Raw genomic sequence first — 25,504 nt, 5'->3', positions numbered from 1 at the left:
GCTCGACCTCGAACCTAGTGTCGAAGCACGTTCATGGTGCGATCTTCACGACTGGCTCATGACGGGTCGACCTTGCTCTCCTCGATGACGGACCCGGGTGTGTCCCGGGCCCCGGTGACTGCTCCGGCGCCGGCTAGATGCGCCCGGACCGCGGTGGTGTCCAGCGGTCCCGGGACGCGGAGCGCCCGCGGGAACGCCGAGCGCCGCTCGGCACGGTGGAGGCACTCCGGATCGGGGTGCAGCCAGGCACCTCGGCCGGGGAACCGTCGTCGCGGGTCCGGGACCAGGGCCCCGTGCTCCGCGACGACCCGCAGCAGATCGTCGGCCTGCGACCGCGTCCGGCACCCGACGCAGGTGCGGACCGGAGAGTTCTCCGGGGCGCGCCGTGCGGCGACCGGGCCCGGGTCGTGGGCCGTTGCTGAGTGTAGCCCACCACCCGGCGGGTGGTCGCCACGGCGGGAGCCGCTCAGCCGACCGACTCCGACTCCGAGCCCGCCGGGCGGGCCGGCGCGTCGCCCGCGCCGCGGGGGTCGGCGTCGCTGCGGATGTCGATCCGCCAGCCGGTGAGACGGGCCGCGAGCCGCGCGTTCTGCCCCTCCTTGCCGATGGCGAGGGAGAGCTGGAAGTCCGGCACGACCACGCGCGCCGAGCGCGTGGCGGCGTCGATCACCGTGACCGACACCACCTTCGACGGGGACAGCGCGTTGCCGACGAACGTGGCGGGGTCCGGGTCCCAGTCGATGATGTCGATCTTCTCGCCGGCCAGCTCGCTCATCACGCCGCGGACGCGCTGCCCCATCGGGCCGATGCAGCTGCCCTTGGGGTTGACGCCGGGCACGGTCGAGCGGACCGCGATCTTGGAGCGGTGCCCGGCCTCGCGGGCCACGGCGACGATCTCCACCGTGCCGTCGACGAGCTCGGGCACCTCGAACGCGAACAGCTTGCGCACGAGGTTGGGGTGCGTGCGGCTCAGGGTGATCTGCGTGCCGCGCATCCCGCGCGTCACGCCGACGACGTAGCAGCGGATGCGCTCGCCGTGCTGGTAGGTCTCCCCCGGCACCTGCTCGGCCGCGGGCAGCACGCCCTCGGTCTGCCCGCCCAGGGAGACGATGACGACGCCGCGGGCGTTGGCGCGGGCGTCGCGCGAGACGATGCCCGAGACGATCTCGCCCTCCTTGGTGGCGAACTCGCCGTAGGTGCGCTCGTGCTCGGCGTCGCGCAGGCGCTGCAGGATGACCTGCCGCGCGGTGGTGGCCGCGATCCGGCCGAAGCCCTCGGGGGTGTCGTCCCACTCGCGGTCGACGGCGCCGCCCTCGCCCAGCTCCTGCGCCATCACGCGGACCAGGCCGGACTTGCGGTCGATGTCGATGCGGGCGTGCGGCTCGTGGCCGTCGGTGTGCTTGTACGCGGTGAGCAGTGCGGTCTCGATGGCCTCGATCACCGTCTCGAACGGGATGTCCTTGTCGCGCTCGATGGCGCGCAGGGCGGCGATGTCGACGTTCATGCCAGGTCCTCTTCGTCGTCTTCAGTTGTTTCTGTGTCGTGGTCCGCGTCGTGGTCCGCTCCGGGGGCGGGTCCGCCGAGCTTCGTGATCTCCGCGGCGGGCGGCTTGCGGAACTCGACCTGCACGGCCGCGTGCGCCACGTCGGCGTAGCGCAGCTCGCGCAGCGCGCCGTCGACGAGCACGGTGACCGACTCGTCGCCGGCGTCCCCGACGCGCACCGTCAGGGTGCGGCCGTCGGTGGTGCGGACGAGCGCCTGCCGCAGGTGGGCGCGGCGCCAGTGCCGGGGCAGGGTGAGCGGCCGGTCGACGCCGGGCGAGGTGACCTCGAGGGTGTAGGACCCGGCGATCAGGTCCTCGTGCTCCTCGAGCTCGGCCGACGCCGCCCGGGAGACCCGCGCGATGTCGTCCAGGCCCACCCCGGAGTCGGCGTCCACCACGAGGCGCACGGTGTGCCGCCTGCCCACGGTGTGCACGTCGAGCTCGTCGAGCTCGAACCCCGCGGCGCGCACGACGGGCTCCAGCACGCCGTGCAGCGGGCTGCCCTCCTGCGCGGGGCGGTGGGTGGACATGCGCTCTCCTGATCGTCGAGTGTCCCGCCCGGGGCGGGGTCCGTCGGCACGGCCGGACGGGCCCGCAAGGGTAGCGCGCCGCCCGCAACCCCACGGCCGCCAGCGCTCCGGCGGCGGGACGCCCCGGGCGGCCTGGCAGGATGGGCGCCCGCCCGGCCGAGGACCGGTGGCGGGCGTCGAGGAGGGGTCGTGCCAGGAGGGCTCGTGCGGGTCGACGCCGTCCCGCGCCGCCGGGTGCTCGCCGCGCTCGCGCTGGCTCCGGTCGCCCTGTCCCCCGGCCTGCTCTCCGGGTGCGCCGCGGTCCGCGACGACGGCCCCGACCCGCTGATCGGGCTCGCCGGCGCCGCCCGCTCCGACGCCGCACTGGCCGCCGCCCTGGTCGCCGCCGACCCCGACCTGGCCGAGCGCGTGAACCCCCTGGTCGACGCCCGCACCGCGCACGCGGCCCGCCTCGACGCCGAGATCGCCCGCCTGGCAGGCGACACCGCGCCCGCCGCCCCCGCCGCTCCCCCGCCCGCTGCCCCCGCCGTCGCCGACCTGCCCGCCCTGCGCGCCGCCGTCACGGCGTCGGCGCGGGCGGCCGCGGAGGCCGTGCTCTCGCTGCCGGCCGAGCGCGTCGGGCTCGTGGCCTCGATCTCTGCCTGCTGCGGGACCTACGCGGCGGTGCTGGGCTGATGGAGCCGCGACGGTCGAGCGTGCTCGACGAGGAGTCCACCGACGCCCTGCAGGGGGCGCTGGCCGCCGAGCACGCGGCGCTGTGGTGCTACGGCCTGGCGGTCGCGTTCCTCGGGCCGCAGAACCGGGCGCAGGCCCGCGAGGACGCCGAGGCCCACCGCACGCTGCGGGCGGCGGTCGAGACGACGCTGTCGCAGATCGGGGCGCGGGCGGTGTCGGCGCAGCCGGCGTACGCCGTGCCGCAGCCGGTCGTCGACGCCGCGTCGGCCGCGGCGCTGGCGGTCGTCGCGGAGACCGACGCGCTCGCCGCATGGCGGTCGGTGATCGAGCGCACCACGGACCGCCCGCTGCGCCAGGCGGCCCTCGACGCGATGACCCAGGGCACCCTGCGGTGCGCCCGGTGGCGGGTGGTGGTCGGCAGCCCGCCCGCCATCCCCCTCTTCCCCGGTCTCTGACGCCCCTTCCCCGCGCGAGTCGGGGTGTGAGGGCGCGCGAGTCGGGGTGTGGCTGCGCGCGAGTCGGGGTGTGGCTGCGCGCGAGTCGGGGTGTGGCTGCGCGCGAGTCGGGGCGGGGGCCGACGAGGGCCCGGTCAGGTGAGGGCCTCCAGCGCGCGGTCGACGTCGGCCCGGGTGTTGTAGAGGTGGAAGGACAGGCGGGCGGCGCCGGCCCGGGCGGCGCCGACGACCCCGGCCGCGTCGAGCTTCTCCTGGGCGCCCGGGGCGCGGACCGCCACGATCGCCGACCCGGCGGGCTCCAGGCCGAGGCCGGTGCGCAGGGCGTCGGCGAGGCCGGTGCAGTGGGCCCGGACGGCGGCGCGGTCGAGATCCGCGAGCAGGGGCAGCGCGACGGCGGCGCCGACGTGGCAGAGCCAGGCCGGGGAGGTGTCGAGCGCCCGGGCGTCGGCGGCCAGGCGCAGCGGCAGGCCGTAGACGCTGTCCCAGACCCGGGCGCCCGCGAACCAGCCGGCCTGCTCGGCCGGCACCTCCCAGTCCGGGTGCACCGCGAGCCAGGCCGCCCCGCGCGGGCTGAGCAGCCACTTGTAGGCGCCGCCGGTGACGGCGTCGGCCCAGCCGAGGTCGGCGTCGAACCAGCCGGTGGCCTGCGTGGCGTCCAGGACGACCCGGGTGCCGGAGGCGCGGGCGGCGCGCAGGGCGTCGAGGTCGACGATCGCGCCGTCGGCGGACTGCACCACGGAAACGGCGACGGCGTCGAACTCCGCGGCCCGCGCGCCGACCTCGTCGAGCGGCACCTCGGTGAGCTCGTGCCCGCGCGCCGCGAACGGCCACGTCACGCTCGTGAACTCCCCCTCCGCGACGAGCACCCGCGAGCGGGGCGGCAGCGCGGCGGCGAGCAGCGACACGAGCCCGGACACCGTCGCCCCGACCGCGACCCGCTCGACCGGCACCCCCACCAGCCGCGCCCAGGCGGCGCGGGCGGTGGCGACGGGGGCGTCGAAGTCGGTGGGCCGGCCCGTGCCGGAGCGCCACCCCTGCACCGCGTCGGCGACGGCGTCGGCCGCCTGCGCGGGCGGGACGCCGATGCTGGCGGTGTTGAGGTAGCCGTCGGGGACGTCGAACCGGAGTCCGAAGGCGTCGCGCGGGGATGCGGGGTTCACAACTGAGAACCTAGTGAGGCCGTGAACCTGACGATGCTGGGAACCTGGCGAGGCTGGGAACCTGGTGGCATGCGCAGCGAGCTGATCGAGGTCCGTACCGGCACCCGCGAGACCGTCGTCGACCTGACCGCGGAGATCGACGCCTTCCTGTCCGCGGGCGACGGCGGCGACGGACTGCTGCACGTCTGGGTGCCGCACGCGACGGCGGGCCTCGCGGTGATCGAGACGGGCGCGGGCAGCGACACCGACCTGCTCGCCGCCCTGCGCGACCTGCTCCCCGCCGACGACCGGTGGCGCCACCGGCACGGCAGCGCCGGGCACGGGCGCGACCACGTGCTGCCCGGGATCGTCGCCCCGTCGATGACGGTGCCGGTGCTCGGCGGGCGTCCGGCGCTGGGCACGTGGCAGTCGGTCTGCCTCGTGGACACCAACGGCGACAACCCCGTCCGCTCGGTGCGGCTGTCGTTCCTGGCCGGGTGACCGGCCCGGTCGGGGCGGCCGCGGTGTCCTAGAGTCGCGCCCGTGGGGACGCCGCAGGGGGGCTCGCCGGACGACGGTCCGGACGCGGCGCGCGAGCGCCCGGAACCGGACCCGAGCGTCACGTCGTTCGCCGCGCCGCCGCAGGACCCGCCGTGGCCCGCGCCCGGGCAGGCGGCCGCCGCGCAGCCACCCGCCGACGCGGCGCCCGCCGACCCGCCGCCCGCAGACCTGCCGCCCGCAGACCCGCCGCCCGCCGAACCCCCGCCGCCCGCCGCGAGCTGGCCGCCCCCCGCCGGGCCCACCGACGCGACGAAGGTCGGCGGCTGGGGACGTCCCCCGGCGGACCCGTGGGCGAAGCCCGTTCCCGAGGCGCCCGAGACGCGCATGGGGTGGACGCACCCGGCCGCGCCGCCGTCCTGGCCCCCGCCCGACCCCGCCGCACAGCCGTGGAGCGGGCAGGCGGGGAGCGGGCAGCCGGGGAGCGGGCAGGCGCCGTGGGGCGCGCCCGGACCCACCGGCCCGCTGACGGCCGCGCAGCCGGCGTGGACGCCGGGCCCGGACCCGTCGCAGCAGGCCTGGGCGCCGGGCCAGCAGGGCACGGCCGGACCCCCCACGCAGGTCGGCGGGCCGTGGACCGGCCCGCAGCCCGGTTGGCCGCCCCCGACCGGCACTCAGCCGGAAGTGGCCCAGCAGGGATGGCCGCAGCAGGGGTGGCCCCAGCAGGGCGCGCCCCACCCCGGCGCCCCGTACCCCGGCTCCCCCTACCCCGGCTCGCCGTACCCCGCGAGCCAGTACCAGGGCGCCCAGTACCCGGGCACCCAGTACGCGGCCGCCCCGTACCCGGGGACCCAGTACTCGGCCGCCCAGTACGCGGGAGGCCCGTACACGGGTGGCCAGTACGCGGCAGGCCGGTACCCGGGAGCCCCGTACCCCGGCGCACCCCACCCCGGCCCCCGGCGCCGCCGCGGACGCCTGGTCGCGCTGGTCGTCGTCGGCGTCCTGCTGCTCGCCGCGCTCGGCGTCGGCGGCTACCTGCTGCTCACCCGCACCACCGGCACCGTCGTCCCCGCCGACTTCCGCCCGATCACGACCGCGACCCTGTCCTACAGCGTGCCCCCGGACTGGCTCGACTCGGCCGACGCCGGCTCCGTGCTCGGCGCCCCGCTGGAGGGCCGCGCCGACGCTCCCGGCTACGAGTGCGACGGCAACCAGTACTACCGCGGGGTCGTCGCGAGCGCCTTCGTGCCCGGCGAGCGCCCCGCGGCCGCCGTGGCCTCGGCGTTCGCGCGGGAGACCGGCTCGTCGTTCTACGTCTCGGCCGCGGGGGCGTCACCGGACGTGCAGGTCTCCGACGCGCGGCCGTTCGAGGTCGACGGCGTGCCGGGCCAGCTCGTCGAGGCGACCTCCCGCACCCCCACCGACGACGGCTGCCTGGCCACCGAGGGCACCGTGCTGATCCTCGCGGTGCCCACGACCGGACCCGACGGCGCACCCGGCACGGCCGTGCTCGTCGTCAACGGCGACACCACCGGCGGACCCTCGACGGCGCCGCCGGTGCCCGACCGGTCGACGCTGGAGGCGGTGCTGGCGAGCGCGCGCCTGCCGTCGGTCTGACCCGCCCGGCATACTCGGCGCGGGCGAGGGGAGCGGGAGGGTCGTGGCGGAGGTGTTCGGGCCGTACCGGCTCGAGGGGCTGCTCGGCAGCGGCGGCATGGGCGAGGTCCACCGCGCCTACCACGTCGCCCAGGACCGCACCGTCGCGCTCAAGCTCCTGCACGCCGACATCGGCGAGGACGAGGAGTACCGGCGCCGGTTCCTGCGGGAGTCGCGGGTGACGGCCCGGCTCACCGACCCGCACGTCATCCCGATCCACAACTGGGGCGAGATCGACGGCCGGCTCTACCTCGACATGCGCCTGGTCGAGGGCGAGGACCTCTCCGAGGTGCTCGGGCGCACCGGGCGCCTGTCCCCCGCCCGCACCGTGGCGCTGGTGTCGCAGGTGGCGCGGGCGCTCGACAGCGCGCACCGGTCGGGGCTGGTGCACCGGGACGTGAAGCCGTCGAACGTCCTGCTCGCCGCCAACGACGACGGCCACGACTTCGCCTACCTCGTCGACTTCGGCATCGCCCGCTCCCTGACCGGCGACACCACCGGCGCCGGGATCACGCGCGCGGGCACCGCCGTCGGCACGCTCGACTACATGGCCCCGGAGCGGTTCCTGGAGCAGCCCGTCGACGGCCGCGCCGACGTCTACGCCCTGGCCTGCGTCCTGTACGAGTGCCTGACCGGGGAGAAGCCGTTCCCGGTGCAGGGCCTGCCCGCGCTCATGCGGGGGCACCTGCGGACGCCGCCGCCGAAGCCGTCGCAGCACCGGATCGCGGCGCCGGCGACGATCGACGACGTCGTCGCGCGCGGCATGGCCAAGGACCCCGCGCAGCGCTTCCCCACCGCGGGCGCGCTGGCCGCGGCGGCGCGCAAGGCGCTCGACGGGTCGGTGACGCTGCCGGCCGGGGTCCTGCGCCCCGACCCGCCCCGGGCCGCGCCGCCCCGCCGGGAGCCCGCCGAGCCGGCGCCCGCCGACCGCGGCGTCGCCCCGGGCGACGACACGGTCGTCCCCGAGGTCCCCGCCGCTCCCGAGGTCCCCGCCTCTCCCGAGGTCCCCGCCCCCGGGCCGCTGGTCTCCGACCACGCCATGCTGCTGGACCGCGCGGCCCTGCTGGAGCAGGCCCGCCGCCGCGGCCCCCGGCCGGCGCCGCCCCCGCCGCCCCGCCCGGCCACGCCCCGCCCGCTCACCGGGCCGGGTCGCCCCGCGCCCGCCTGGAACCCGCCCGAGGGCCGCACCGTCCCCGCGGGCATCGGCCCTCCGCGCGGCGCCACGGCGCGCCTGCACCACGACCCGCCGGCCGCGCGCCGGGGCCCCGCGCTCGTCGTCGCCGGGGCGGTGCTCGCGGCGGTGGCCGTCGTGGTCGCGGTGCTCCTGCTGCGCCCGACCCGGACCGCGCCCCCGGCCGTCGAGCTGACCGCGCCGCAGCAGTCGCTGCTCGCCGTGCTGCCGATCGGGTTCTCCGCGGCGAACTGCGCGCCCGCGCCGGAGCGCGAGGACGCCGTCGTCGACGCGGCGCTGACCTGCACCGGCGGGCCGGCCAACGGCCCGGACACGGCGACGTTCCTGCGCTACCGCGACGCCGGCGCGCTGACCTCCACCCACTCCGCCGACGCCACCGCCCGCGGCCTCACCAGCGGCGACATCACCGGCTGCCGCACCGGCACCGCCGCCACCGGCGGTTGGACCCGCAACGCCGAGAACGGTGCGCTGACCTGCTGGTCCGAGCCGTCGGTCGGCGCCACGATCGACTGGACCGACCCCCGCAACCGGGCCCGCGCGATCGTCGTCCGCGCCGACGGCGACACCGCCGTGCTCTACGACTGGTGGTCGCTGGGCGGGTTCCTCTAGGACGCGAGCGCGGCGAGGCGGTCGGCGACCTGCTCGGCCGTGGCCGGGCGGCCGGTGCCCGGCGTCAGGCAGGCGCGGACCAGCGCCGCGTCCTCCGGGTCGAGCCCCGGGTCGATCTCCGGGCGGGCGGTCAGCACGATCCGGATCGAGGAGATCGGCCGCGAGGCGGGCAGCTCGCCGTACAGGCCGGTGCCGGCCAGCGCGCGGTGGATCGTGGCGCCCAGCGCCCACACCTCGGTGCGCCGCGACGGCCGCGCCCCGGCGAGCAGGGCGGGGTCGGTGAACTCGACGGACCCCGCCCGGCCCATGCCGGTGAGCGTGGTGCCCGGGGTGAGGTGGCGGGCCAGGTTCGGCTCGGCGAGCCGTCCGCCGCGCGGCGGCCCGTCGGGGTCGGGATCGGGGCCGCCGTCGAGCAGCACGTTGGCCGGCGTGATGGCCCCGTGCGCGATCCCGGCCTGGTGCAGGGCGTGCGCGGCGCGGGCCGCGTGCTCCAGGGCGAGCAGCGTCGCGACCCGGTCCGGGGTGCGGACGGGCGCGGCGAGCGAGCCGAGCGGCAGGTGCTCGCTCACGTGGACGAATCCGTGGCCCAGCACCGCCTCGTGCACCCGCACCAGGTGCGGCGACCCGACGGCGGCGTAGGCCCGCAGCTCCTGCACGCCCCGCTCGTAGGCCTGCTCCCCCACCGCGTCGGCGAACACCTTGAGCACGACCGGCCGGTCCACCCCGAGCCGCGCGGGCGGGTGGGCGAGGTAGCAGCGGCCGTGGTCGCCCTCGCCGAGCAGGCGCACGATCTCGTAGTCGGCCACCGCGGAGGCGGCCGTCAGCACAGCGTCCACGTCGTCTCAGCTCGCCCCGGACGTCGACTCGAACGTGAAGGTGCGCCCGCCCAGGCGCACGCGCGTGCCCGGCAGCAGCCGCCGCGCCTGCCCGGGCGGGAGCTGCGACCAGGACGGGTCCCCGGGAGCGGCGAGGAACGTGCCGTTGCGGGACCCGGCGTCGAGCAGCACGACGTCCCAGTCCTCGACGCGCACCTCGGCGTGCACGCGCGACACCGCCCCCGACCGGTCCTCGACGACGATCGAGCGCAGCTCCCCGGACCGGACCCGCTCGTCGGACTCGGGCATGCGGCCGGCGAGGTACCCGCCGTCGACGGTGTACGCGGCGCCGTCGTCGAACACCAGCAGGCCCAGCGGCGGGCGCGTGCCGATGACGAGGACGCCGGTGCGCTCGTTCATCCGGACCCCGCACAGGACGCACGCCCGCGAGCGGGGGTCGTTGAGGTGGCCGTTGGAGCACAGGTGACCGCGGGCCTCGCCCGGGCCCGGACCGGTCGGGGTGGCCGCCGACGGCCCGCCCGACGCCGAGCGGGTGCCGGTGCCTCCGGGGTCGCCGGCCTCCAGCGGCGGGCGCGGCGGACCGTCGGGCGGCACGCCGTGGATGGCGTCGGAGCGACGGGGCGGGGTCCGCGGGCCGGGGGCGGGGGGCTGCCCTGCACCGGGGCGCTCCCCGACGGCGGGCAGCTGCCCGGTGCCGGGGACGACCGGGGGCGGGGCCGGGGCCGGCCCGGGCTTCCCGAGCGCCACCGCCGCCGCGGGCGCGGCCTCCGGCGGGGCGGGTGCGGTGCCGGCGGCGCGCCCGGTCTCCATCCCGACCAGCGTCGGCTGGGCGTTGATGCTGCCCGGCGGGGCGGTGGCGGCCGCCGCCGGAGCGGACACGGGCGGCGCGACGGTCGGCGCCCCGACGAGCTCGATCCCCCCACCCCCGACGACCCCCTCACGCAGGTCGTGCAGGCCGGCCAGCGGCGCGGGCGGCGCCGCCGGGCCGTCGAGGGCGAGCCGGACGGGGCCGGGGGCGACGAGCCGGTCGGTCCAGGCGGCCGCGTCGGCGCCGGACAGCACCGCCCCGCCCACCCGCGCGCCGACCGGCCCGGTCAGGAACACCGCGGTGGCCTCCCCGGCGGCGCAGACGGTGCCGAAGACCAGGGCGTCGGGCGGGGCGTCGGGGCCGCCGAGCCACGAGGCGAGCCGGCGGGCCAGCGGGCGCCCGGGCTCGGCCCCCGCGACCTCCCGGCACAGGTCCAGCAGCCGCGCGAGCGGGGCCGGGTCGGGGCAGCGGGCGACGCAGAGGATCCCGGGGAAGCGCGCGACCACCCCGTCACCGGGGAGCACCACCGCGCGCGGCGCACCGCCGTCCACGTCCCGACCACCCCGCATCGTCTGTCCCTGCCGGCTCCCGCCGGGGGATCACATCCTGCCGTTCCCGGGACCGGTCCCGGCATCGGGTGTTACCCATTCGGTGCACCGGAGTGGTAGCACCCGTGCCGTCGGCGACGACAAGATCCACGATGGGTCGGGTCTAAGGTCGCGGAGACGGACCGGCAGAGGTGGGGAGATCGGCGTGCTGGATTCGACGTTCGGGCCGTACCGGATCGAGGAGCTCCTCGGTCGCGGCGGCATGGGTGAGGTCTACCGCGCCCACGACTCCGACACCGACCGCACGGTCGCCCTCAAGGTCCTCCCGCCGCACCTGGCCGAGGACCAGGAGTACCAGGAGCGGTTCCGCCGCGAGTGCCGCTCGGCGGCGCGCCTGCGCGAGCCGCACATCGTCCCGATCCACCGCTTCGGCGAGATCGACGGCCGGCTGTACCTGGACATGCGCCTGGTCGAGGGCATGGACCTGGCGACGTGGCTCAAGAGCTACGGCCCGATGCCGCCGGTCGCGGCCGTGTCGGTGATCTCGCAGGTCGCCGCCGCGCTGGACGCCGCGCACGCCGAGGGGCTGGTGCACCGCGACGTCAAGCCGTCCAACGTGCTGCTCGCGGGCGTGCACGGGCCCACCGTCGACCGCGAGGTCTTCGCCTACCTGTTCGACTTCGGCATCGCGCGCGCCCAGGAGGGCGTCGGCGAGGACCCGGCGCTCACCCGCGCGGGCACGATGCCCGGCTCGCTCGCCTACATCGCGCCGGAGCGGTTCGCGGGCGTCGAGGGCGACCCCCGGGCCGACGTCTACGCCCTGGCGTGCGTGCTGCACCAGGCGCTCACCGGCCGCCCGCCGTTCGAGGGCGACATGGCGACGCTGATGAACGCCCACCTCAACGCCCCTCCGCCGCGGCCGAGCACCTCGCGCCCGGACCTGCCGACGGGGCTGGACCAGGTCGTCGCCCAGGGCATGGCCAAGGACCCGGCGCAGCGCCCGTCGAGCGCGGGCGCGCTGGCCGCGGCGGCCCGCGCCGAGATCGGGGGCTGGGCCACCGACCCGAGCACCTCGGGCGCCACCGTCGCGTTCGGCGGCTCGTCGACGCCCGACCTGCGCAAGCCGGCCACGGCCGTCATGCCGCCGGCCTACCCGTCGAACCCGTCCAACCCGCAGAACCCCTCGGACCCCTGGGGCGCGGCGCAGCCCGCCTACGGCGCGGAGCAGGCGTGGGGCCAGCAGCCGGGCTACGGCCAGCAGCCGGCGTACGGGCAGCAGACCGCCTACGGCCAGCAGACCGCGTACGGCCAGCAGCCGGGCTACGGGCAGGGCGGCCAGCAGGGCGCCTACGGGCCGGGCTACGGCCAGCAGCCGCCCGGCTGGGGCGGCGGCGGCTCCTACGCCGGGCAGCAGCCGCCGAAGAAGGACCGCACCGCGCTCATCGCGATCGCCGTGGTCACGGTGCTGGCGCTGATCGGCGGAGGGATCGTCTGGTTCGTGACGTCGGGCAGCGGCGGCGGCGGGTCCACCCCGCCCACGACGGTCGCGGCGCCGACCACCACCACGGTGCCCCCGACCACCACCGTCACCCCGACGACCGCCCCGTCGACGCCCGAGACCGACCTGCTGCTCGCCGAGCTGCCCGCCGGCTACGGGGTGTCGACCTGCAACCCCGACACCCTCGACGGCGCCACGGCGTTCGTCGTCTGCCCGGGCCCGCCCTCGACCGGCACCGGGCCCACGAGCGCCACGTTCGCCCGCTACGCCTCGATCGACGACATGAACACGACGTTCACCAGCCTCGCCGACGTCGAGGAGATCCCGGGCACGACGGGCTCGATCGAGGAGTGCGCCGAGCCGGCGTCGGTCCGGGCCGTCTACTCGCGGCAGAACGGCGGCCTCGGCGGGCAGGTCGCCTGCTTCACCGAGACCGACACCGGCACGTCCTACCTGTTCTGGACCGACGAGGCCGCCCTGGCGATCGGGTACGTCGCCGAGTCGTCCGGCAACGCCGGCGCCCTCTACACCTGGTGGAACTCGGTCGACTTCGTCGCCGACCGGTGAACGGCACCGGCCGCCGGGCCTCAGCCGGTCGCCCGCCCCGTCAGGTGGGCGACCGCGTCGGCCAGGGCGACCTCGACCCGCTCGCCGCTGCGCCGGTCCTTGACCTCGATCACGCCGGTGGCCAGCCCGCGGCCCGCCACGACGATCGTCGGCACGCCGATGAGCTCCGCGTCGGCGAACTTGACGCCGGGCGAGGCCTTGCGGTCGTCGAGCAGGACGCGCAGGCCCGCGGCCTCGAGCTCGGCGGCCAGGGCGGCACCGCCCGTCGTGATCTCCTCGTTCTTGCCGGCGACCACGACGTGCACGTCGTAGGGCGTCACGGCGGCCGGCCAGAGCAGGCCCGAGTCGTCGTGGTTCTGCTCCGCGATCACCGCGACGAGCCGCGAGACGCCGATGCCGTAGGAGCCCATCGTGATCCGGACGGGCCTCGAGTCCGGACCCAGCGCGTCGAGCGCGAAGGCGTCGGCGTACTTGCGGCCGAGTTGGAACACGTGGCCGATCTCGATGCCGCGGGCCGTGGAGAGGGGGCCGGAGCCGTCGGGGGCCGGGTCGCCCTCGCGGACGTCGGCGGCCTCGATCGTGCCGTCGGGGGTGAAGTCGCGGCCGGCCACGAGGTCGACGACGTGGTGGTCGGGCTTGTCGGCGCCGGTCACCCAGGCCGAGCCGGTGACCACGCGGGGGTCGACGAGGTAGCGCACGCCGTTGGCGGCCAGCGACACCGGGCCGATGTAGCCCTTGACGAGGAACGCGTTCTTCGCGAAGTCGGCCTCGTCGAGCAGCGCCACCTCGGCGGGCTCGAGCGCGGCCTCCAGGCGCTTCATGTCGACCTCGCGGTCGCCGGGGACGCCGACGCCGAGCAGCGTCCACTCCGTCGCACCCGGGGCGCGCGTCTTGAGCAGCACGTTCTTCAGGGTGTCGGCCGCGGTGAAGGTGCGCCCCAGGCCGGCGCCGTTGAGGAACGCCACCAGCGTCTCGATGGTCGGGGTGTTCGGCGTGTGGTGCGCCTGCGCCTCGGGCAGCCCGTCGAGCGGGATCGCCGGGGGTGCCGTCGTCGTGACGGCCTCGACGTTGGCCGCGTAGCCGCCGGGGCTCTGGACGAAGGTGTCCTCGCCGGTCGGCGCGACGGCCAGGAACTCCTCCGAGGCGGAGCCGCCCATCGCGCCCGATGTGGCCGCGACGACGACGTACTCGAGGCCGAGCCGCTCGAAGATCTTCACGTAGGCGGCGCGGTGCGCGGCGTAGGACTCCGAGAGCCCCTCGTCGGTGAGGTCGAAGGAGTAGGAGTCCTTCATGAGGAACTCGCGGCCGCGCAGGATGCCCGCGCGGGGGCGCGCCTCGTCGCGGTACTTGTTCTGGATCTGGTAGAGCACGACCGGGTAGTCCTTGTAGGACGCGTACTCGCCCTTGACGACCTGGGTGAACAGCTCCTCGTGCGTGGGGCCGAGCAGGTAGTCGCCGCCCTTGCGATCCTTGAGCCGGAACAGGTTCGGGCCGTACTCGGTCCACCGGCCGGTGGCCTCGTAGGGCTCGCGGGGCAGCAGCGCGGGCAGCTGGATCTCCTGGGCGCCGATGGCGTCCATCTCCTCGCGGACGATCTGCTCGACCGCGCGCAGCACCTTCAGGCCCAGCGGCAGCCAGGTGTAGATCCCCGGGGCGACGCGGCGGACGTAGCCGGCGCGGACGAGCAGCTTGTGGCTCGGCACCTCCGCGTCGGCCGGGTCGTCCCGCAGGGTCCGGAGGAACAACGACGACATCCTGGTCAGCACCCGGAGAAGACTAGCGACGCCCCCGGGGCCCGGTCGCGGCGGTTCTCCCGCGCGGACCCTCGACGGTCGGGGCGCCGGGTCGTAACGTGTGGCACCGGCCGCGCGACGAGCACAGCAGGCACAGGGACGGCCTCGAAGGTGGCGACGTGATGATCCCGCGGCAGTTCGGCCCCTACGAGCTCCAGGACCTGCTCGGCACGGGCGGCATGGGCGAGGTCTTCCGCGCGCACGACACCCGCCGCGACCGGCAGGTCGCGCTCAAGCTGCTGCCCGAGGTCTTCACCGGCGACGGCGAGTACACCCGCCGCTTCGAGCGCGAGTCCTACGTCGCCGCCCGGCTGCGCGAGCCGCACGTCATCCCCATCCACGACTTCGGCGAGATCGACGGCCGCCTCTACATCGACATGCGCCTGGTCGACGGCCGCGACATCGGCGTCATGCTGTCCCAGGACGGCGCGCTGGCCCCGCAGCGCGCGGTGCACCTGATCGGGCAGATCGCCGAGGCGCTCGACGCCGCGCACGCCGACGGGCTGGTGCACCGCGACGTGAAGCCGTCGAACGTGCTGGTCACCGCGAGCGACTTCGTCTACGTCGTCGACTTCGGGATCGCCCGCTCCATCGGCACCGCCCGGACCTCGCTGACGATGACCGGCGCCACCGTCGGCACGCTCGACTACATGGCGCCCGAGCGGTTCACCAACCAGCCGGTCGACTCCCGCGCCGACGTCTACTCGCTGGCCTGCCTGCTCTACGAGTGCCTCACGGCGCGGCGCCCGTTCGCCGGCGAGGACCTGCCCGCGCTGATGTACGCGCACCTGTTCACCGACGCGCCCGTGCCGAGCGCGGTCAGCACGGCGGTGCCGCCCGGGCTCGACGCCGTCGTCGCGAAGGGGATGGCCAAGGACCCCGCCGACCGCTACGACTCCGCGGGCGCCTTCGCCGCGGCGGCCCGCGCGGCCGTCTCCGGCCTGACGGCCACCCACGACCTCGGCGACGCCCGCCCCACCGTCCGCGTCCCGACCGCCCCGCCGCCGCGCCCGGTGGAGCCGGTGCGGATGCTGCCGGTCGCCTCGCTGGGGCTCGCCTCCGCCGACGGCCGGCACCGCTCGTCGGAGCAGCTCCCCGCTCCCGCGCCCGCCGCCCCCGCGTCGCGGCGCAGCCCGCTGCTCATCGCGATGAGCGTGCTCGTGGTGCTCTCGCTCGCCGCGCTGGTGCTCACCGTCGTCCGCACGTTCGGGACGGGGCAGACGGCAGCCGCCGCACCGACGACGACCACGGGCGGGCCGGTCGTCGAGACCGCGCCGCTGGAGATCCTGCCCGCCGTCGCGATCCCCACGGTGGCGGGCACGTTCCCGGCCGGCGACACCCCCGGCTACGCCCACGTCACCCCGAACGGCCGCACGCTCTACATCTGCAACCGCAACGCCGGCGTCGTCACGGTGTTCGACACGACGATCAACGGCATCGTCGCCTCCATCCCGGTGCCGGCGGGGCCGCCGCGGTTCGTGTCGTTCTCCCCGGACGGCTCCGAGGCCTACATCAGCGTCTACAACGACGAGTTCACCGAGAACTTCGTGTCGGTGCTCGACACCGCCACCAACGAGATCACCGCGACGGTGCCGGTCGGGAAGCGGCCGTTCGCGTCGTCGACGAACCCCGACGGGTCGCTGCTGTTCGTGCCCAGCCACGACGACGGCCGCGTCGACGTCATCGACCTCGCCACCGACACCGTCGCCCGCGAGATCCCGGTCGCGCGCAACCCCCACTGGGTGGCGTTCGGCCGCGACGGCACGACGTTCTACACCGCCAACCACGAGTCCAACGTCGTGTCCGTGATCGAGCCCGACACGGGGCGGATCATCACCGAGATCCCGGTCGGGACCTCGCCGCACAGCACCACGGTCTCGCCGGACGGCTCGCGCGTCGTGGTCGTCAATTACGACAGCGACGAGGTCTCGGTGATCGACACGGCGTCGAACACCGTCGTCGGGACCGTGCCGGTCGGGCAGTCGCCGCAGGACATCGCCTACTCCCCCGACGGGCGGTTCTTCTACACGACCGACATCGAGAGCGACGTCGTCACGGTGGTCAACGCCGCTACGCTCGCGGTCACCGCCCAGATCCCCGCCGTGGACGGCCCGTCGAGCGTCACCGTGCTGCCCGACGGCAGTCGCGCCTACGTCTCGCTGCTGAACACGGGGCAGATCATGGTGCTGGACACCGCCGCCACGTAGGAGCCGCCCGCAGATGCCAGGCACCGATCCGACGCAGATCGCCGGGTACCGGATCGTCCGCACCATCGGGCGCGGCGGCATGAGCACCGTCTACCTCGCCCAGCACCTGCACCTCAACCGGCAGGTCGCGCTCAAGGTTCTCGACCCCGAGCTGGCCGACGCCGGGACGTTCCGGGCCCGGTTCGCGCGCGAGGCGCAGATCGTCGCCGAGCTGGACCACCCGCACATCGTCCCCGTCTACGACGCCGGGGAGGCCGACGGGCTGCTCTACCTGGTGATGCGCTACGTCGAGAACCGCGACCTGCGCAGCCTCCTCCCGCCCGGCGCGACCCTGCCGCACGAACGCGTCCGGACGCTGGTGGCGCAGGTGGCGGGCGCGCTGGAGGTCGCTCACGACGCCGGGCTGGTGCACCGCGACATCAAGCCCGCCAACGTCCTCGCCAGCACCGACCGCCGCGGCCGCGACCACTTCTACCTCAGCGACTTCGGCATCACCAAGCGCACCGACGGCCCCCCGCTCACCGCCACCGGCCAGGTCCTGGGCTCCGCCGACTTCATCGCCCCCGAGCAGATCAGCGGCCGTCCCCTCGACCGCCGCACCGACGTCTACGCACTCGGGGTGCTCGTCTACCGCTGCCTCACCGGGCACCTGCCGTTCGAGCGCGACCACGAAGTGGCGGTGCTGCTCGCGCACGCCCGCGAGGTCCCGCAGCCGGCGTCGTCGGTGCGGCCGGAGCTGACGCCCGCGATCGACGCCGTGCTGGCCCGGGTGCTGTCCAAGGACCCGGGCGACCGGCCCGCCACCGCCCAGCAGTTCAGCGACGAGCTCGGGGCGGCGCTGGACGCCCCTCCCCCGCCCGTCGTCGTCCCTCCTGTCGATGCTTCGCTCGACGGCGGCACCCTCGTCGACGCCCCGACGCTGGCGACGGCCGCCGTCCCTCCTCCGGTCGTCGCGCCGTCGGACGCCACCACGGTCTCGCCGCCCCCCACCGGTGCACCGGATCCGGCGACGTCCCGGTCCGGGTCGACGGCGGCCGCGTCCCCACCCGCCCCGGTGGCCGGATCCCCGTCGCGCGAGGCCCCCACCTCCGTCGCGCCGGCGCCCGCCGATCCCTCTGCCGCCTCAGCCTCCTCCTCCTCTGCCTCCTCCTCTGCCTCCTCCTCTGCCTCCTCGGCCGCCGAGCCCTCCGCCGCCGATTCCGCGCCCGCCGCCGCGGCGTCCGCCGGGCCCACTGCGGCCGACCACACCCTCGCCGAGCCGACATCCGACGCCCTCCCCTCCGGCGGCACCTCCCCCACCGGCACCTCCCCCACCGGCACCTCCTCCGCCGGCACCTCGTCCGCCGGCACCTCGTCCGCCGGCACCTCGTCCGCCGGCACCTCGGACGGGAGTGCCCGCCCCGAGGAGACCCGCGCGACGTCGGGCTCCGGCGGGTCGGGCCCCGCTGACGTGATCGCCGCCGAACCGACGCGCACCGGCGCCTCTGCCACGGATCCGACCCCGGTCGAACCCACCTCGGCCACATCGGCCGCGACCGACCGCGCGGCCACCGACTCCGCCCCCGACTCCGCCACCGAGGCGACGCCCGCCGATCCGGCGCCGGCCGATCCGTCACCCGCCGGAGCCTCGTCCACTGACTCCAGCCTGGCCGGGCCGACGGTGGACGGAACGCCGGTCCTCACGAAGGCCGCTCCCGCCTCCACCGACGGACAGCCACCGACCGCCCGGACCCCTGGCCCTGCCGCGGCCACCGGTCATACGGACAGCGCGAGCACGGCGTCCGCCGAACCGGACGACGACGCCCCGGCCCGACCGTCCCCGCGCGCCCGGGGCGCGTCGGCCCCGACGCCGGCCGCAGCCCCGAAGCCGCCCGGACCAGGTGCGGAGGCCGCGACCACCCGACACGACACGGGCACCGAGCCCCCGACCACTCCCACCGGCCAACCGGGGCAGACCGGCCGGCCCCGCACGCTCGTCATCGGTTCCTCGGGACTGCCGGTCCCGGTCCCCGTCCCGGTCCCGGTCCCCGTCCCGACCCCCGAGGCCTCCCCCGACGCCCCGACCACCCGGACCCCGGTCACCGAACCACCGACCCGCCCCGTCGCCCGGGACCGCCGGGCCGAGCGGCGCTGGGCGATCCTGCTCGGCCTGCTGTCCCTGCTGCTGATCCTGGCCACGGTCGCCGTGGCCCTGCTCGGAGCCCGCTGACCCGCACCCGCGTTCCGCGGAACACCCCGCACCCACCGCCTTTCGCGGAACACCCCGCACCCACCGCGTTCCGCGGAACACCCCGCACCCACCGCGTTCCGCGGAACACCGCGCACCCACCGCGTTCCGCGGAACACCGCATCCCCGCGTTCCGCGGAACACCGACCGGGAGTGTGACGGGGCGGCCGCCTGGACGACCGTGACGGTGCGGTCCTGGCGATCACCGCGCCGGTGATCGCTCCCGACCGCACCTCACGGTTCCCGGCACGACCGTGCTGTGCGACGCGCGGCGATCACGTCGCGAGTGCGAGCAACCGGCGGCGATCCCGCGTCCCGCAGACACCACCCGACCGGCGTTCCGAGGAACAGCCGAACCCGCGGAACACCCGACCCCGCGTTCCGCGGAACGCGAACGAGGAACGCCGAACGTCCCGCGGAGCCACCGACCGGAGCGTGACGTGGCGGCCGGCCGGCCGGCCGGAGGACCCTGTCGGCACGGTTGCGATGATCACAGCTCCAGTGACCGCACCTCCCCGGCTCCGAACACAACCTGACGTGGCGTGCGCGCCGCTCACGCCGTGTTCAGCGGCAACCGACGCGCTCCGCGGAACCCGACACAGCCGCATTCCGCGGAACACCACGAACGCCCCCGGCCCGGCTCCCGAGACCAGCGCCCCCTCGTGAGTGCAAACCAGGGCTATAGCACTCGTTCCCACTCACGGGCGGCGCCAGCCGCTACTCCCCCGCCTCCAGCAGCTCCCCCACCAGCGCCCCCACCGCATCGGCCTCGATCAGGAAGCCGTCGTGCCCGTAGGGCGACTCGATGATCCGGGCCGGGCCCGAGCCGGGGATGCCCTCGGCCAGCTCCTCCTGCTGCGCGGGCGGGTAGAGCCGGTCGGAGCTGATGCCCCCGACGATCGTCCGGGCCGTCACCCGGGCCAGACCGGCCGCGACCCCGCCCCGGTCGCGCCCCACGTCGTGCGCGTTCATCATCTCGGTCAGCCGCACGTAGGAGCCGGCGTCGAAGCGGCGGACCAGCTTGGCCGCGTGGTGGTCGAGGTAGCTCTCCACCGCGTAGCGCCCGCCGTGCCACGGGTCCTCGTCGGCCTGGGCGTCGCGCCCGAACCGCTCGGCCAGCTCGAAGCCGCTGCGGTAGCTCAGGTGCGCGATCCGCCGGGCGACCCCGAGGCCCAGGTGCGGGCCCTGGCCGGGCGCCGCGTGGTGGTAGTCGCCGCCGTGCCAGCCCGGGTCGGCGCGGATCGCCGCGATCTGGGGCGAGGCCCAGCCGATCTGGTCGGCGGAGGTGGCCGCGGGGCCGGCGAGCAGGCACAGCCGGGCGACGCGGTCGGGCTCGGTGGCGGCCCACTCGAGCGCCCGCATCGCGCCCATCGACCCGCCGACGACGCACGCCCACCGCGCCACGCCGAGCTCGTCGGCCAGCACCGTCTCCGCCGCGACCGCGTCGCGCGGGGTGACGACCGGGAACCGGCTCCCCCACGGCTTCCCGTCCGGCGCCGTCGACGACGGGCCGGTGCTGCCCTGGCAGCCGCCGATCACGTTGGGGGCCACCACGAACCAGCGCTGCGGGTCGAGCGCGCGGCCGGGGCCGACGAGGGTGTCCCACCAGCCCGCCGTCGGGTGCCCGGGCCCGGCGGGGCCGGTGACGTGGCTGTCGCCGGTGAGGGCGTGCAGCACCAGCACCGCGTTCGACGCGTCGGCGTTCAGCTCCCCCCACGTCTCGTACGCCAGGCGCACTCCGGGGAGCTCCGCGCCGGACTCGACGCGGAGCGGGGCGGGCGGGGTCCAGAGCCGCCCGCCGGGGTCGTCCCCCTCCCGCCACGCACCCGTGGCGGGAGGGGAGTCGAGTGTGGTCGTCACCCGTCGATCATGCGCCCTTGGACGCCCGGAAGCCCGCGTCGAGGTCGGCCTTCAGGTCCTCGATGCCCTCGAGGCCGACGGACAGCCGCACCAGGCCCGGCGTGACGCCGGTGCTCGCCTGCTCGTCGCCCGACAGCTGCGAGTGCGTGGTGCTCGCCGGGTGGATGACGAGGCTGCGCACGTCGCCGATGTTGGCGAGGTGGCTGAACAGCTCGAGGGCGTCGACGAACTTCTTGCCCGCCTCGACGCCGCCGCGCAGCTCGAACGCGACGATCGCGCCGCCGCCCTTGGGCAGGTACTTCTGCTGCAGCGCGTGCCACGGGCTGCTCGGGAGGCCCGCGTAGTGGACGGTCTCCACCTCGTCGCGCCCCTCCAGCCACTCCGCGAGCGCCTGCGCGTTCTGCACGTGGCGCTCCATGCGCAGCGACAGCGTCTCGATGCCCTGGATGAGCAGGAAGCTGTTCTGCGGCGCGATGGCCGGGCCGAGGTCGCGCAGCAGCTGCACGCGCAGCTTGATCAGGTACGACACCGGGCCGAGCGCGTCCCAGTAGTTCAGGCCGTGGTAGCTCGGGTCCGGGGTGGTGAGCCCGGGGAAGCGGTCGGCGTGGTCGCCCCAGGAGAAGTTCCCGGAGTCGACGACGACGCCGCCGATCGACGTGCCGTGGCCGCCGAGGAACTTGGTGGCCGAGTGGATGACGATGTCGGCGCCGTGCTCGAGCGGGCGGAGCAGGTAGGGCGTCGGCACGGTGTTGTCGACGAGCAGCGGCACCCCGACCTCGTGCGCGATGTCGGCGACGAGCCGCACGTCGAGCACGTTGCCGCGCGGGTTGCCCAGCGTCTCGGCGTAGAACAGCTTGGTGTTCGGGCGGACGGCGGCCTTCCACGCCTCGGCGTCGTCGGGGTCGTCGACGAACGAGACCTCGATGCCGAGCTTGGGCAGCGTGTAGTGGAACAGGTTGTACGTGCCGCCGTAGAGCGAGGCGCTGGAGACGAAGTGGTCGCCCGCCTCGGCGATGTTGAGGATCGCGAGGGTCTGCGCGGCCTGGCCGGACGCGAACGCCACCGCGCCGATGCCGCCCTCGAGCGCGGCGACGCGCTGCTCCAGCACGTCCTGCGTCGGGTTCATGATCCGCGTGTAGATGTTGCCCATCTCGGCGAGGCCGAACAGCGCGGCGGCGTGCTCGGTGTCGCGGAACGTGTACGACGTCGTCTGGTAGATCGGGGTGGCGCGGGCGCCGGTGGCCGGGTCGGAGGTGGCGCCGGCGTGGACCTGCTTGGTCTCGAACGACCAGTTGGCCGTCGGATCGGGCGTGTCGGACACAGAGTTCTCCCTGGAGTGGACGTGCGAGGTGAGCGGCGGGGACGCGTCAGGCGCGGCGACAGGCGGCACTCGTGACGCGCATGTAGTCCACATGCCGGCGGGTCACGAGGCGGATCACGCCGCGACCGTAACCGCCCCGTCATCGGGCCACAACAGCGCCCGTCGTTACCGTTCGGGTGTGCTCGTGCTGCTCCCGCCCTCGGAGACCAAGATCGACGGCGGTGACGGCCCGCCCCTGCGGCTCGACGCGCTGCGCCACCCCGAGCTCGGCCCGCTGCGGTCGGCGCTCGTCGACGAGGTCGTGGCCCTGTCCGCCGACGTCCCGGCGGCGCGCGCCGCGCTGGGCCTGTCACCGAAGCAGGACGCCGAGATCGCCCGCAACGCGGCGCTGCGCGCCTCCCCCACGACCCCCGCGCTGCTGCGCTACACCGGCGTCCTCTACGACGCGCTCGACGTCCGCAGCCTGCGCGGCACCGCGGCGGCCCGGGCGCGCGAGCGGCTCGCCGTCGGGTCCGCGCTGTTCGGCCTGGTCCGCGCCGACGACCCAATCCCGGCCTACCGCCTCTCCGCGGGCTCCGCCCTGCCCGGGCGCGGCACGCTGGCCGCGGCGTGGCGGCCGCTGCTCGAACCGGTGCTGCGCGCGATCGCCGACGGCGAGCTCGTCGTCGACCTCCGCTCGGGCTCCTACGCCGCATTGGCCCGCGTGCCCGGCGCGGTGGACGTCGACGTCCTCGCCGAGCGCCCCGACGGCACCCGCACGGTCATCAGCCACTTCAACAAGGCTCACAAGGGCCGCCTCGCCCGCCTGCTCGCCGGCACCCGGGCCGAGCCGTCCGACGCCGGCGCGGTGGCCGCGCTCGCCCGGCGCGCCGGGATGCGGGTGGAGCGCCCGGGACCGGCCGTGCTGCACGTGGTCGTCCCGGCCTGACGACCCCGCTCCCGGCGGCTTGACCGGCCCGATCCGGGGCCGGACGATCACGCGATGAGCGGACGCCGGATCCACGTCATCGGGAGCTACCCGGCGCCGACCGCCGAGGAGGCGATGCGCGAGCTGCTCGAGCGGGCCGGGCCGCACCTCGCGTACCTGCCCGACGGCGAGACCGGCGAGCGCCGCGACTGGATCGTCCACATCATCGAGGGCCTGCGCGACCACCCCGACCTCGCCGTGCGCCGCGAGGGCGGCTGGACGGCCTACGACGACCAGCTCAACTACAAGGTCCGCCGTGGGCACCGGCTCTCCGGCGACGACCTCGACTTCGGCCACACCGCCGCGTACGCCGCCGCGCGCCCGGTGTTCGAGGCGCTGCGCGCGGAGCACGGGCGTCCGGGGCTCACCTTCCAGGTCGGCATCCCCGGCGACCTCGACATGGCGATGTTCACCCTGGGCCCTACCGGCCCGTTCACGCACCGGCACCCGTTCACCGAGGCGGCCGTGCAGGAGATCGGCCGGATCCACGAGCAGGCGGGCCCGGAGGTGGTGTTCCAGCTGGAGGTGCCCGCGGAGCAGGTGTTCGTCGCGATGGCCCCGGGGCCGCTGCGCCGGGCCGTGGCCCGGTGGGCGGGCGGCGGGGTGGCCGCGCTGGCCCGCCGCGCCCCCGAGGGTGCGCGGTTCGGCGTCCACCTGTGCCTGGGCGACCTCGCGCACAAGGCGCTCGCCCGTACCCGCGACGCCTCGCCGCTCGTCGTGCTGGCGAACGCGGTGGCGCGGGCCTGGCCCGCGGGGCGGCCGCTGGAGTACGTGCACGCCCCGCTGGCCGCGGGCGACGAACCGCCTTCGCTCGACCCTTCCTTCTACGCCCCGCTGTCCGGCCTGCGCCTGCCCGTGGGCACCCGGTTCGTCGCCGGGCTGCTCCACGAGGGCCGCACCACCGACGAGCTGCGCGGCGTGCTCGCCGCCGTCGAGCGCGCCGTGGGCCACCCGGTCGACGTCGCCGCCGCCTGCGGGTACGGCCGGCGCAGCCGCGAGGACGCCCTGCGGACCCTCGAGCAGGGCGTCGCGCTCTGCGCCGGCTGACCGTCCTCGGGCGACCTCGACCACGGCCTTGCCGCGCGAGTGCCCCGCCTCCACGCCAGTCCCCGGCCGACCACCGCGGGAAAACCGGTTGTGGCCGGCAGACCGGCTGCGGGAGGGTCTGCGTCGACCGGCCGGGTGGCCGGGTGGTGGCCGAGGAGAGGGAGGTGCGTCGTGTCCATCGCTGTCACGGACGTGCCGCGAGCCCGTCCCCCCTCCGCCCCCGGTCCGCGCTGACCTGCTGACCCCGGGGCGCCCTCACCAGGAGAACCCCCGTTGTCCCAGCACTACGAGCCCACCCGCAAGCGCCGTCGCTTCGACGACGACGAACCCCGCCCGCGCGGCCGCGCGCGGATCGACCTGTCCGCGCTCGACGAGCGCGGCGGCGCCGATCCCGACGGCCCGCCCGAGGGCGACCGCTGGTCCACCTGGGACGGGGCCGACCACGGCCCCGAGCCCCGCCCGGACTGGGTCGTCACCGACCACGCCGCCGTCGACACCGAGCTCGGCGCGCTGAAGTCGGGCAAGGAGGCCGACGTCGGCCTGCTCGAGCGCGCGGTGCCCGGCACCGACCGCCGCGCGCTCATGGCCGTCAAGCGCTACCGCACGGCCGAGCACCGCATGTTCCACCGCGACGCGGGCTACCTGGAGGGCCGCCGCGTGCGGCGCTCCCGGGAGATGCGCGCCATGTCCCACCGCACCGCGTTCGGCCGCGACCTGCTCGCCGGGCAGTGGGCGGGCGCGGAGTTCGCGGCGCTGTCGCGGCTGTGGTCCGACGGCGTGCCCGTGCCCTACCCGGTGCAGTGCACCGGGACCGAGCTCCTCATGGAGTTCGTGGGCGACGCCGACGGCACCGCCGCGCCGCGGCTCGCGCAGTGCCGTCCCGACCGCGACGAGCTGTGTGATCTCTGGCACCAGCTCGTCGACGCCCTGCTCGGGCTGGCCCGCCGCGGGCTGACCCACGGCGACCTGTCCGCCTACAACGTCCTCGTCCACCGCGGGCCCGACCGCTCGCCGCGGCTGGTGCTCATCGACCTCCCGCAGGTCGTGGACGTGGTCGCCAACCCGCAGGGGCCGCAGTTCCTGGCGCGGGACGTGGAGCGGATCGGCGAGTGGTTCACCGCGCGGGGCCTCCCGCCGGAGGTCGGGCAGCCCGGAACGCTGCTGCCGGAGCTGCTGGTGGCGGCGGGTGCGGCAACGTCACAGCCGGAGTGGTGAGACGTGGTCGGGCCGGCCCGCTAGACTCGATCACGAGCGCCCGGCCCGACCACGGTCCTTCCCCTTCGCCGGGCGCACCCGCACCACCCCATTCAGGGCGCAACGTCTGCGCCCGGGCTCGTCCCTCGAGATCTCAGCCGCCGCCATCTCGGCGCTGCCTCTCCGTGCTGACGTGCCACGTCCCGGAGGTTTCCTTTCTTGTCTTCCCCCAGCTCTTCTCGCCGTGCGGACTTCTCGTCGGCGAGCTCGCGTCCCCGCCGCTCCGGCGGCGGCGGGCGCCCCGCGTCGAGCCGCTCCCGCGGCCCGGCGCGCC

The 25,504-nt window shown here is 76.2% G+C and carries 20 protein-coding genes; 11 read left to right on the top strand and 9 right to left on the bottom strand.

Going from position 1 to position 25,504, the window contains the following annotated elements; all coding sequences use genetic code 11:
- Nucleotides 1–56: 56 nt before the first annotated feature.
- From HOP40_RS36450 to rimP, 3 genes are read right to left on the bottom strand one after another with little or no spacing between them, the layout of a single operon-like run.
- Nucleotides 57–470, bottom strand: a complete 414-nt coding sequence (locus tag HOP40_RS36450) for a YlxR family protein (protein ID WP_172168490.1) — start codon at nt 468–470, stop codon at nt 57–59.
- A complete protein-coding gene (gene nusA / locus HOP40_RS16900) occupies nt 467–1,504 on the bottom strand; it encodes a transcription termination factor NusA (RefSeq protein ID WP_172159701.1) in 1,038 nt (345 codons plus the stop codon). Before nusA ends, HOP40_RS36450 begins: the two co-directional genes overlap by 4 nt.
- Complete coding sequence (gene rimP / locus HOP40_RS16895; protein WP_172159698.1) at nt 1,501–2,073, bottom strand: ribosome maturation factor RimP; 573 nt, start codon at nt 2,071–2,073, stop codon at nt 1,501–1,503. Before rimP ends, nusA begins: the two co-directional genes overlap by 4 nt.
- 189 nt (nt 2,074–2,262) lie before the next feature.
- Here rimP and HOP40_RS36445 point away from each other — a divergent pair, with 189 nt between their 5' ends.
- Both HOP40_RS36445 and HOP40_RS16885 read left to right on the top strand, forming a co-directional pair.
- On the top strand, nt 2,263–2,748 hold the full coding sequence (locus HOP40_RS36445; protein WP_205347213.1) for a hypothetical protein: 486 nt from the start codon (nt 2,263–2,265) through the stop codon (nt 2,746–2,748).
- The gene (locus HOP40_RS16885; protein ID WP_172159696.1) at nt 2,748–3,203 is read left to right on the top strand and encodes a ferritin-like domain-containing protein; all 456 of its coding nucleotides are present in this window, start codon (nt 2,748–2,750) and stop codon (nt 3,201–3,203) included. The genes HOP40_RS36445 and HOP40_RS16885 overlap by 1 nt, the downstream gene beginning before the upstream one ends.
- Nucleotides 3,204–3,337: 134 nt before the next feature.
- Here the strand turns inward: HOP40_RS16885 and HOP40_RS16880 are convergent, their stop codons facing one another.
- Nucleotides 3,338–4,363 (bottom strand): aminotransferase class V-fold PLP-dependent enzyme, encoded by a 1,026-nt coding sequence (locus tag HOP40_RS16880; protein WP_172159694.1) that lies wholly within the window; start codon nt 4,361–4,363, stop codon nt 3,338–3,340.
- Between the two features lie 69 nt (nt 4,364–4,432).
- On the opposite strand from HOP40_RS16880, the gene HOP40_RS16875 reads away from it, so the two are divergent.
- The 3 genes from HOP40_RS16875 to HOP40_RS35485 are packed head-to-tail and all read left to right on the top strand — an operon-like array spanning nt 4,433 to nt 8,297.
- Nucleotides 4,433–4,843 (top strand): secondary thiamine-phosphate synthase enzyme YjbQ, encoded by a 411-nt coding sequence (locus HOP40_RS16875; RefSeq protein WP_172159692.1) that lies wholly within the window; start codon nt 4,433–4,435, stop codon nt 4,841–4,843.
- A gap of 42 nt (nt 4,844–4,885) precedes the next feature.
- Nucleotides 4,886–6,457, top strand: coding sequence for a hypothetical protein (locus HOP40_RS16870; RefSeq protein ID WP_172159690.1), 1,572 nt, complete (start codon nt 4,886–4,888; stop codon nt 6,455–6,457).
- 43 nt (nt 6,458–6,500) lie between these two features.
- Nucleotides 6,501–8,297, top strand: coding sequence for a serine/threonine-protein kinase (locus HOP40_RS35485; RefSeq protein WP_205347212.1), 1,797 nt, complete (start codon nt 6,501–6,503; stop codon nt 8,295–8,297).
- Here the strand turns inward: HOP40_RS35485 and HOP40_RS16860 are convergent.
- Both HOP40_RS16860 and HOP40_RS16855 read right to left on the bottom strand, forming a co-directional pair.
- A complete protein-coding gene (locus tag HOP40_RS16860; RefSeq protein ID WP_172159688.1) occupies nt 8,294–9,133 on the bottom strand; it encodes a protein kinase domain-containing protein in 840 nt (279 codons plus the stop codon). The two genes, HOP40_RS35485 and HOP40_RS16860, sit on opposite strands and share 4 nt — an antisense overlap.
- Before the next feature lie 6 nt (nt 9,134–9,139).
- Nucleotides 9,140–10,492 carry an FHA domain-containing protein gene (locus tag HOP40_RS16855; protein WP_172159686.1) on the bottom strand — a complete coding sequence of 451 codons (1,353 nt, stop codon included), beginning with the start codon at nt 10,490–10,492 and terminating at the stop codon, nt 9,140–9,142.
- A gap of 202 nt (nt 10,493–10,694) precedes the next feature.
- Here HOP40_RS16855 and HOP40_RS16850 point away from each other — a divergent pair, with 202 nt between their 5' ends.
- Nucleotides 10,695–12,554, top strand: coding sequence for a serine/threonine-protein kinase (locus HOP40_RS16850; protein WP_172159684.1), 1,860 nt, complete (start codon nt 10,695–10,697; stop codon nt 12,552–12,554).
- Between the two features lie 20 nt (nt 12,555–12,574).
- Here HOP40_RS16850 and HOP40_RS16845 read toward each other — a convergent pair whose 3' ends face one another.
- Nucleotides 12,575–14,320 carry a proline--tRNA ligase gene (locus HOP40_RS16845; protein ID WP_172159682.1) on the bottom strand — a complete coding sequence of 582 codons (1,746 nt, stop codon included), beginning with the start codon at nt 14,318–14,320 and terminating at the stop codon, nt 12,575–12,577.
- Between the two features lie 149 nt (nt 14,321–14,469).
- On the opposite strand from HOP40_RS16845, the gene HOP40_RS16840 reads away from it, so the two are divergent.
- Complete coding sequence (locus HOP40_RS16840) at nt 14,470–16,554, top strand: serine/threonine-protein kinase (protein WP_240157797.1); 2,085 nt, start codon at nt 14,470–14,472, stop codon at nt 16,552–16,554.
- A 13-nt stretch (nt 16,555–16,567) separates the two neighbouring features.
- On the top strand, nt 16,568–18,763 hold the full coding sequence (locus tag HOP40_RS36440; RefSeq protein ID WP_172159678.1) for a serine/threonine-protein kinase: 2,196 nt from the start codon (nt 16,568–16,570) through the stop codon (nt 18,761–18,763).
- A gap of 735 nt (nt 18,764–19,498) precedes the next feature.
- On the opposite strand, the gene metX is transcribed toward HOP40_RS36440, so the two are convergent.
- A complete protein-coding gene (metX, locus tag HOP40_RS16830; protein ID WP_172159676.1) occupies nt 19,499–20,641 on the bottom strand; it encodes a homoserine O-acetyltransferase MetX in 1,143 nt (380 codons plus the stop codon).
- Between the two features lie 7 nt (nt 20,642–20,648).
- Nucleotides 20,649–21,962 (bottom strand): bifunctional o-acetylhomoserine/o-acetylserine sulfhydrylase, encoded by a 1,314-nt coding sequence (locus HOP40_RS16825; RefSeq protein ID WP_240157720.1) that lies wholly within the window; start codon nt 21,960–21,962, stop codon nt 20,649–20,651.
- Nucleotides 21,963–22,140: 178 nt separating this feature from the next.
- On the opposite strand from HOP40_RS16825, the gene yaaA reads away from it, so the two are divergent.
- The 3 genes from yaaA to HOP40_RS16810 all read left to right on the top strand — a co-directional run bounded on the left by yaaA (nt 22,141) and on the right by HOP40_RS16810 (nt 25,191).
- Nucleotides 22,141–22,890: a peroxide stress protein YaaA gene (gene yaaA / locus HOP40_RS16820; protein ID WP_172159672.1), complete on the top strand. Its 750-nt coding sequence runs from the start codon at nt 22,141–22,143 to the stop codon at nt 22,888–22,890.
- A 54-nt stretch (nt 22,891–22,944) separates the two neighbouring features.
- The gene (locus HOP40_RS16815) at nt 22,945–23,976 is read left to right on the top strand and encodes a hypothetical protein (RefSeq protein ID WP_172159670.1); all 1,032 of its coding nucleotides are present in this window, start codon (nt 22,945–22,947) and stop codon (nt 23,974–23,976) included.
- Between the two features lie 273 nt (nt 23,977–24,249).
- Nucleotides 24,250–25,191, top strand: a complete 942-nt coding sequence (locus HOP40_RS16810; protein WP_172159668.1) for a serine protein kinase RIO — start codon at nt 24,250–24,252, stop codon at nt 25,189–25,191.
- The last annotated feature ends 313 nt before the right edge of the window (nt 25,192–25,504 follow it).

Source organism: Pseudonocardia broussonetiae (assembly GCF_013155125.1).
GTDB classification, from domain to species: Bacteria; Actinomycetota; Actinomycetes; order Mycobacteriales; family Pseudonocardiaceae; genus Pseudonocardia; species Pseudonocardia broussonetiae.
The sequence above is the reverse complement of the archived record's forward strand: the minus strand, read 5'-3'. Positions and strand labels throughout refer to the sequence as shown.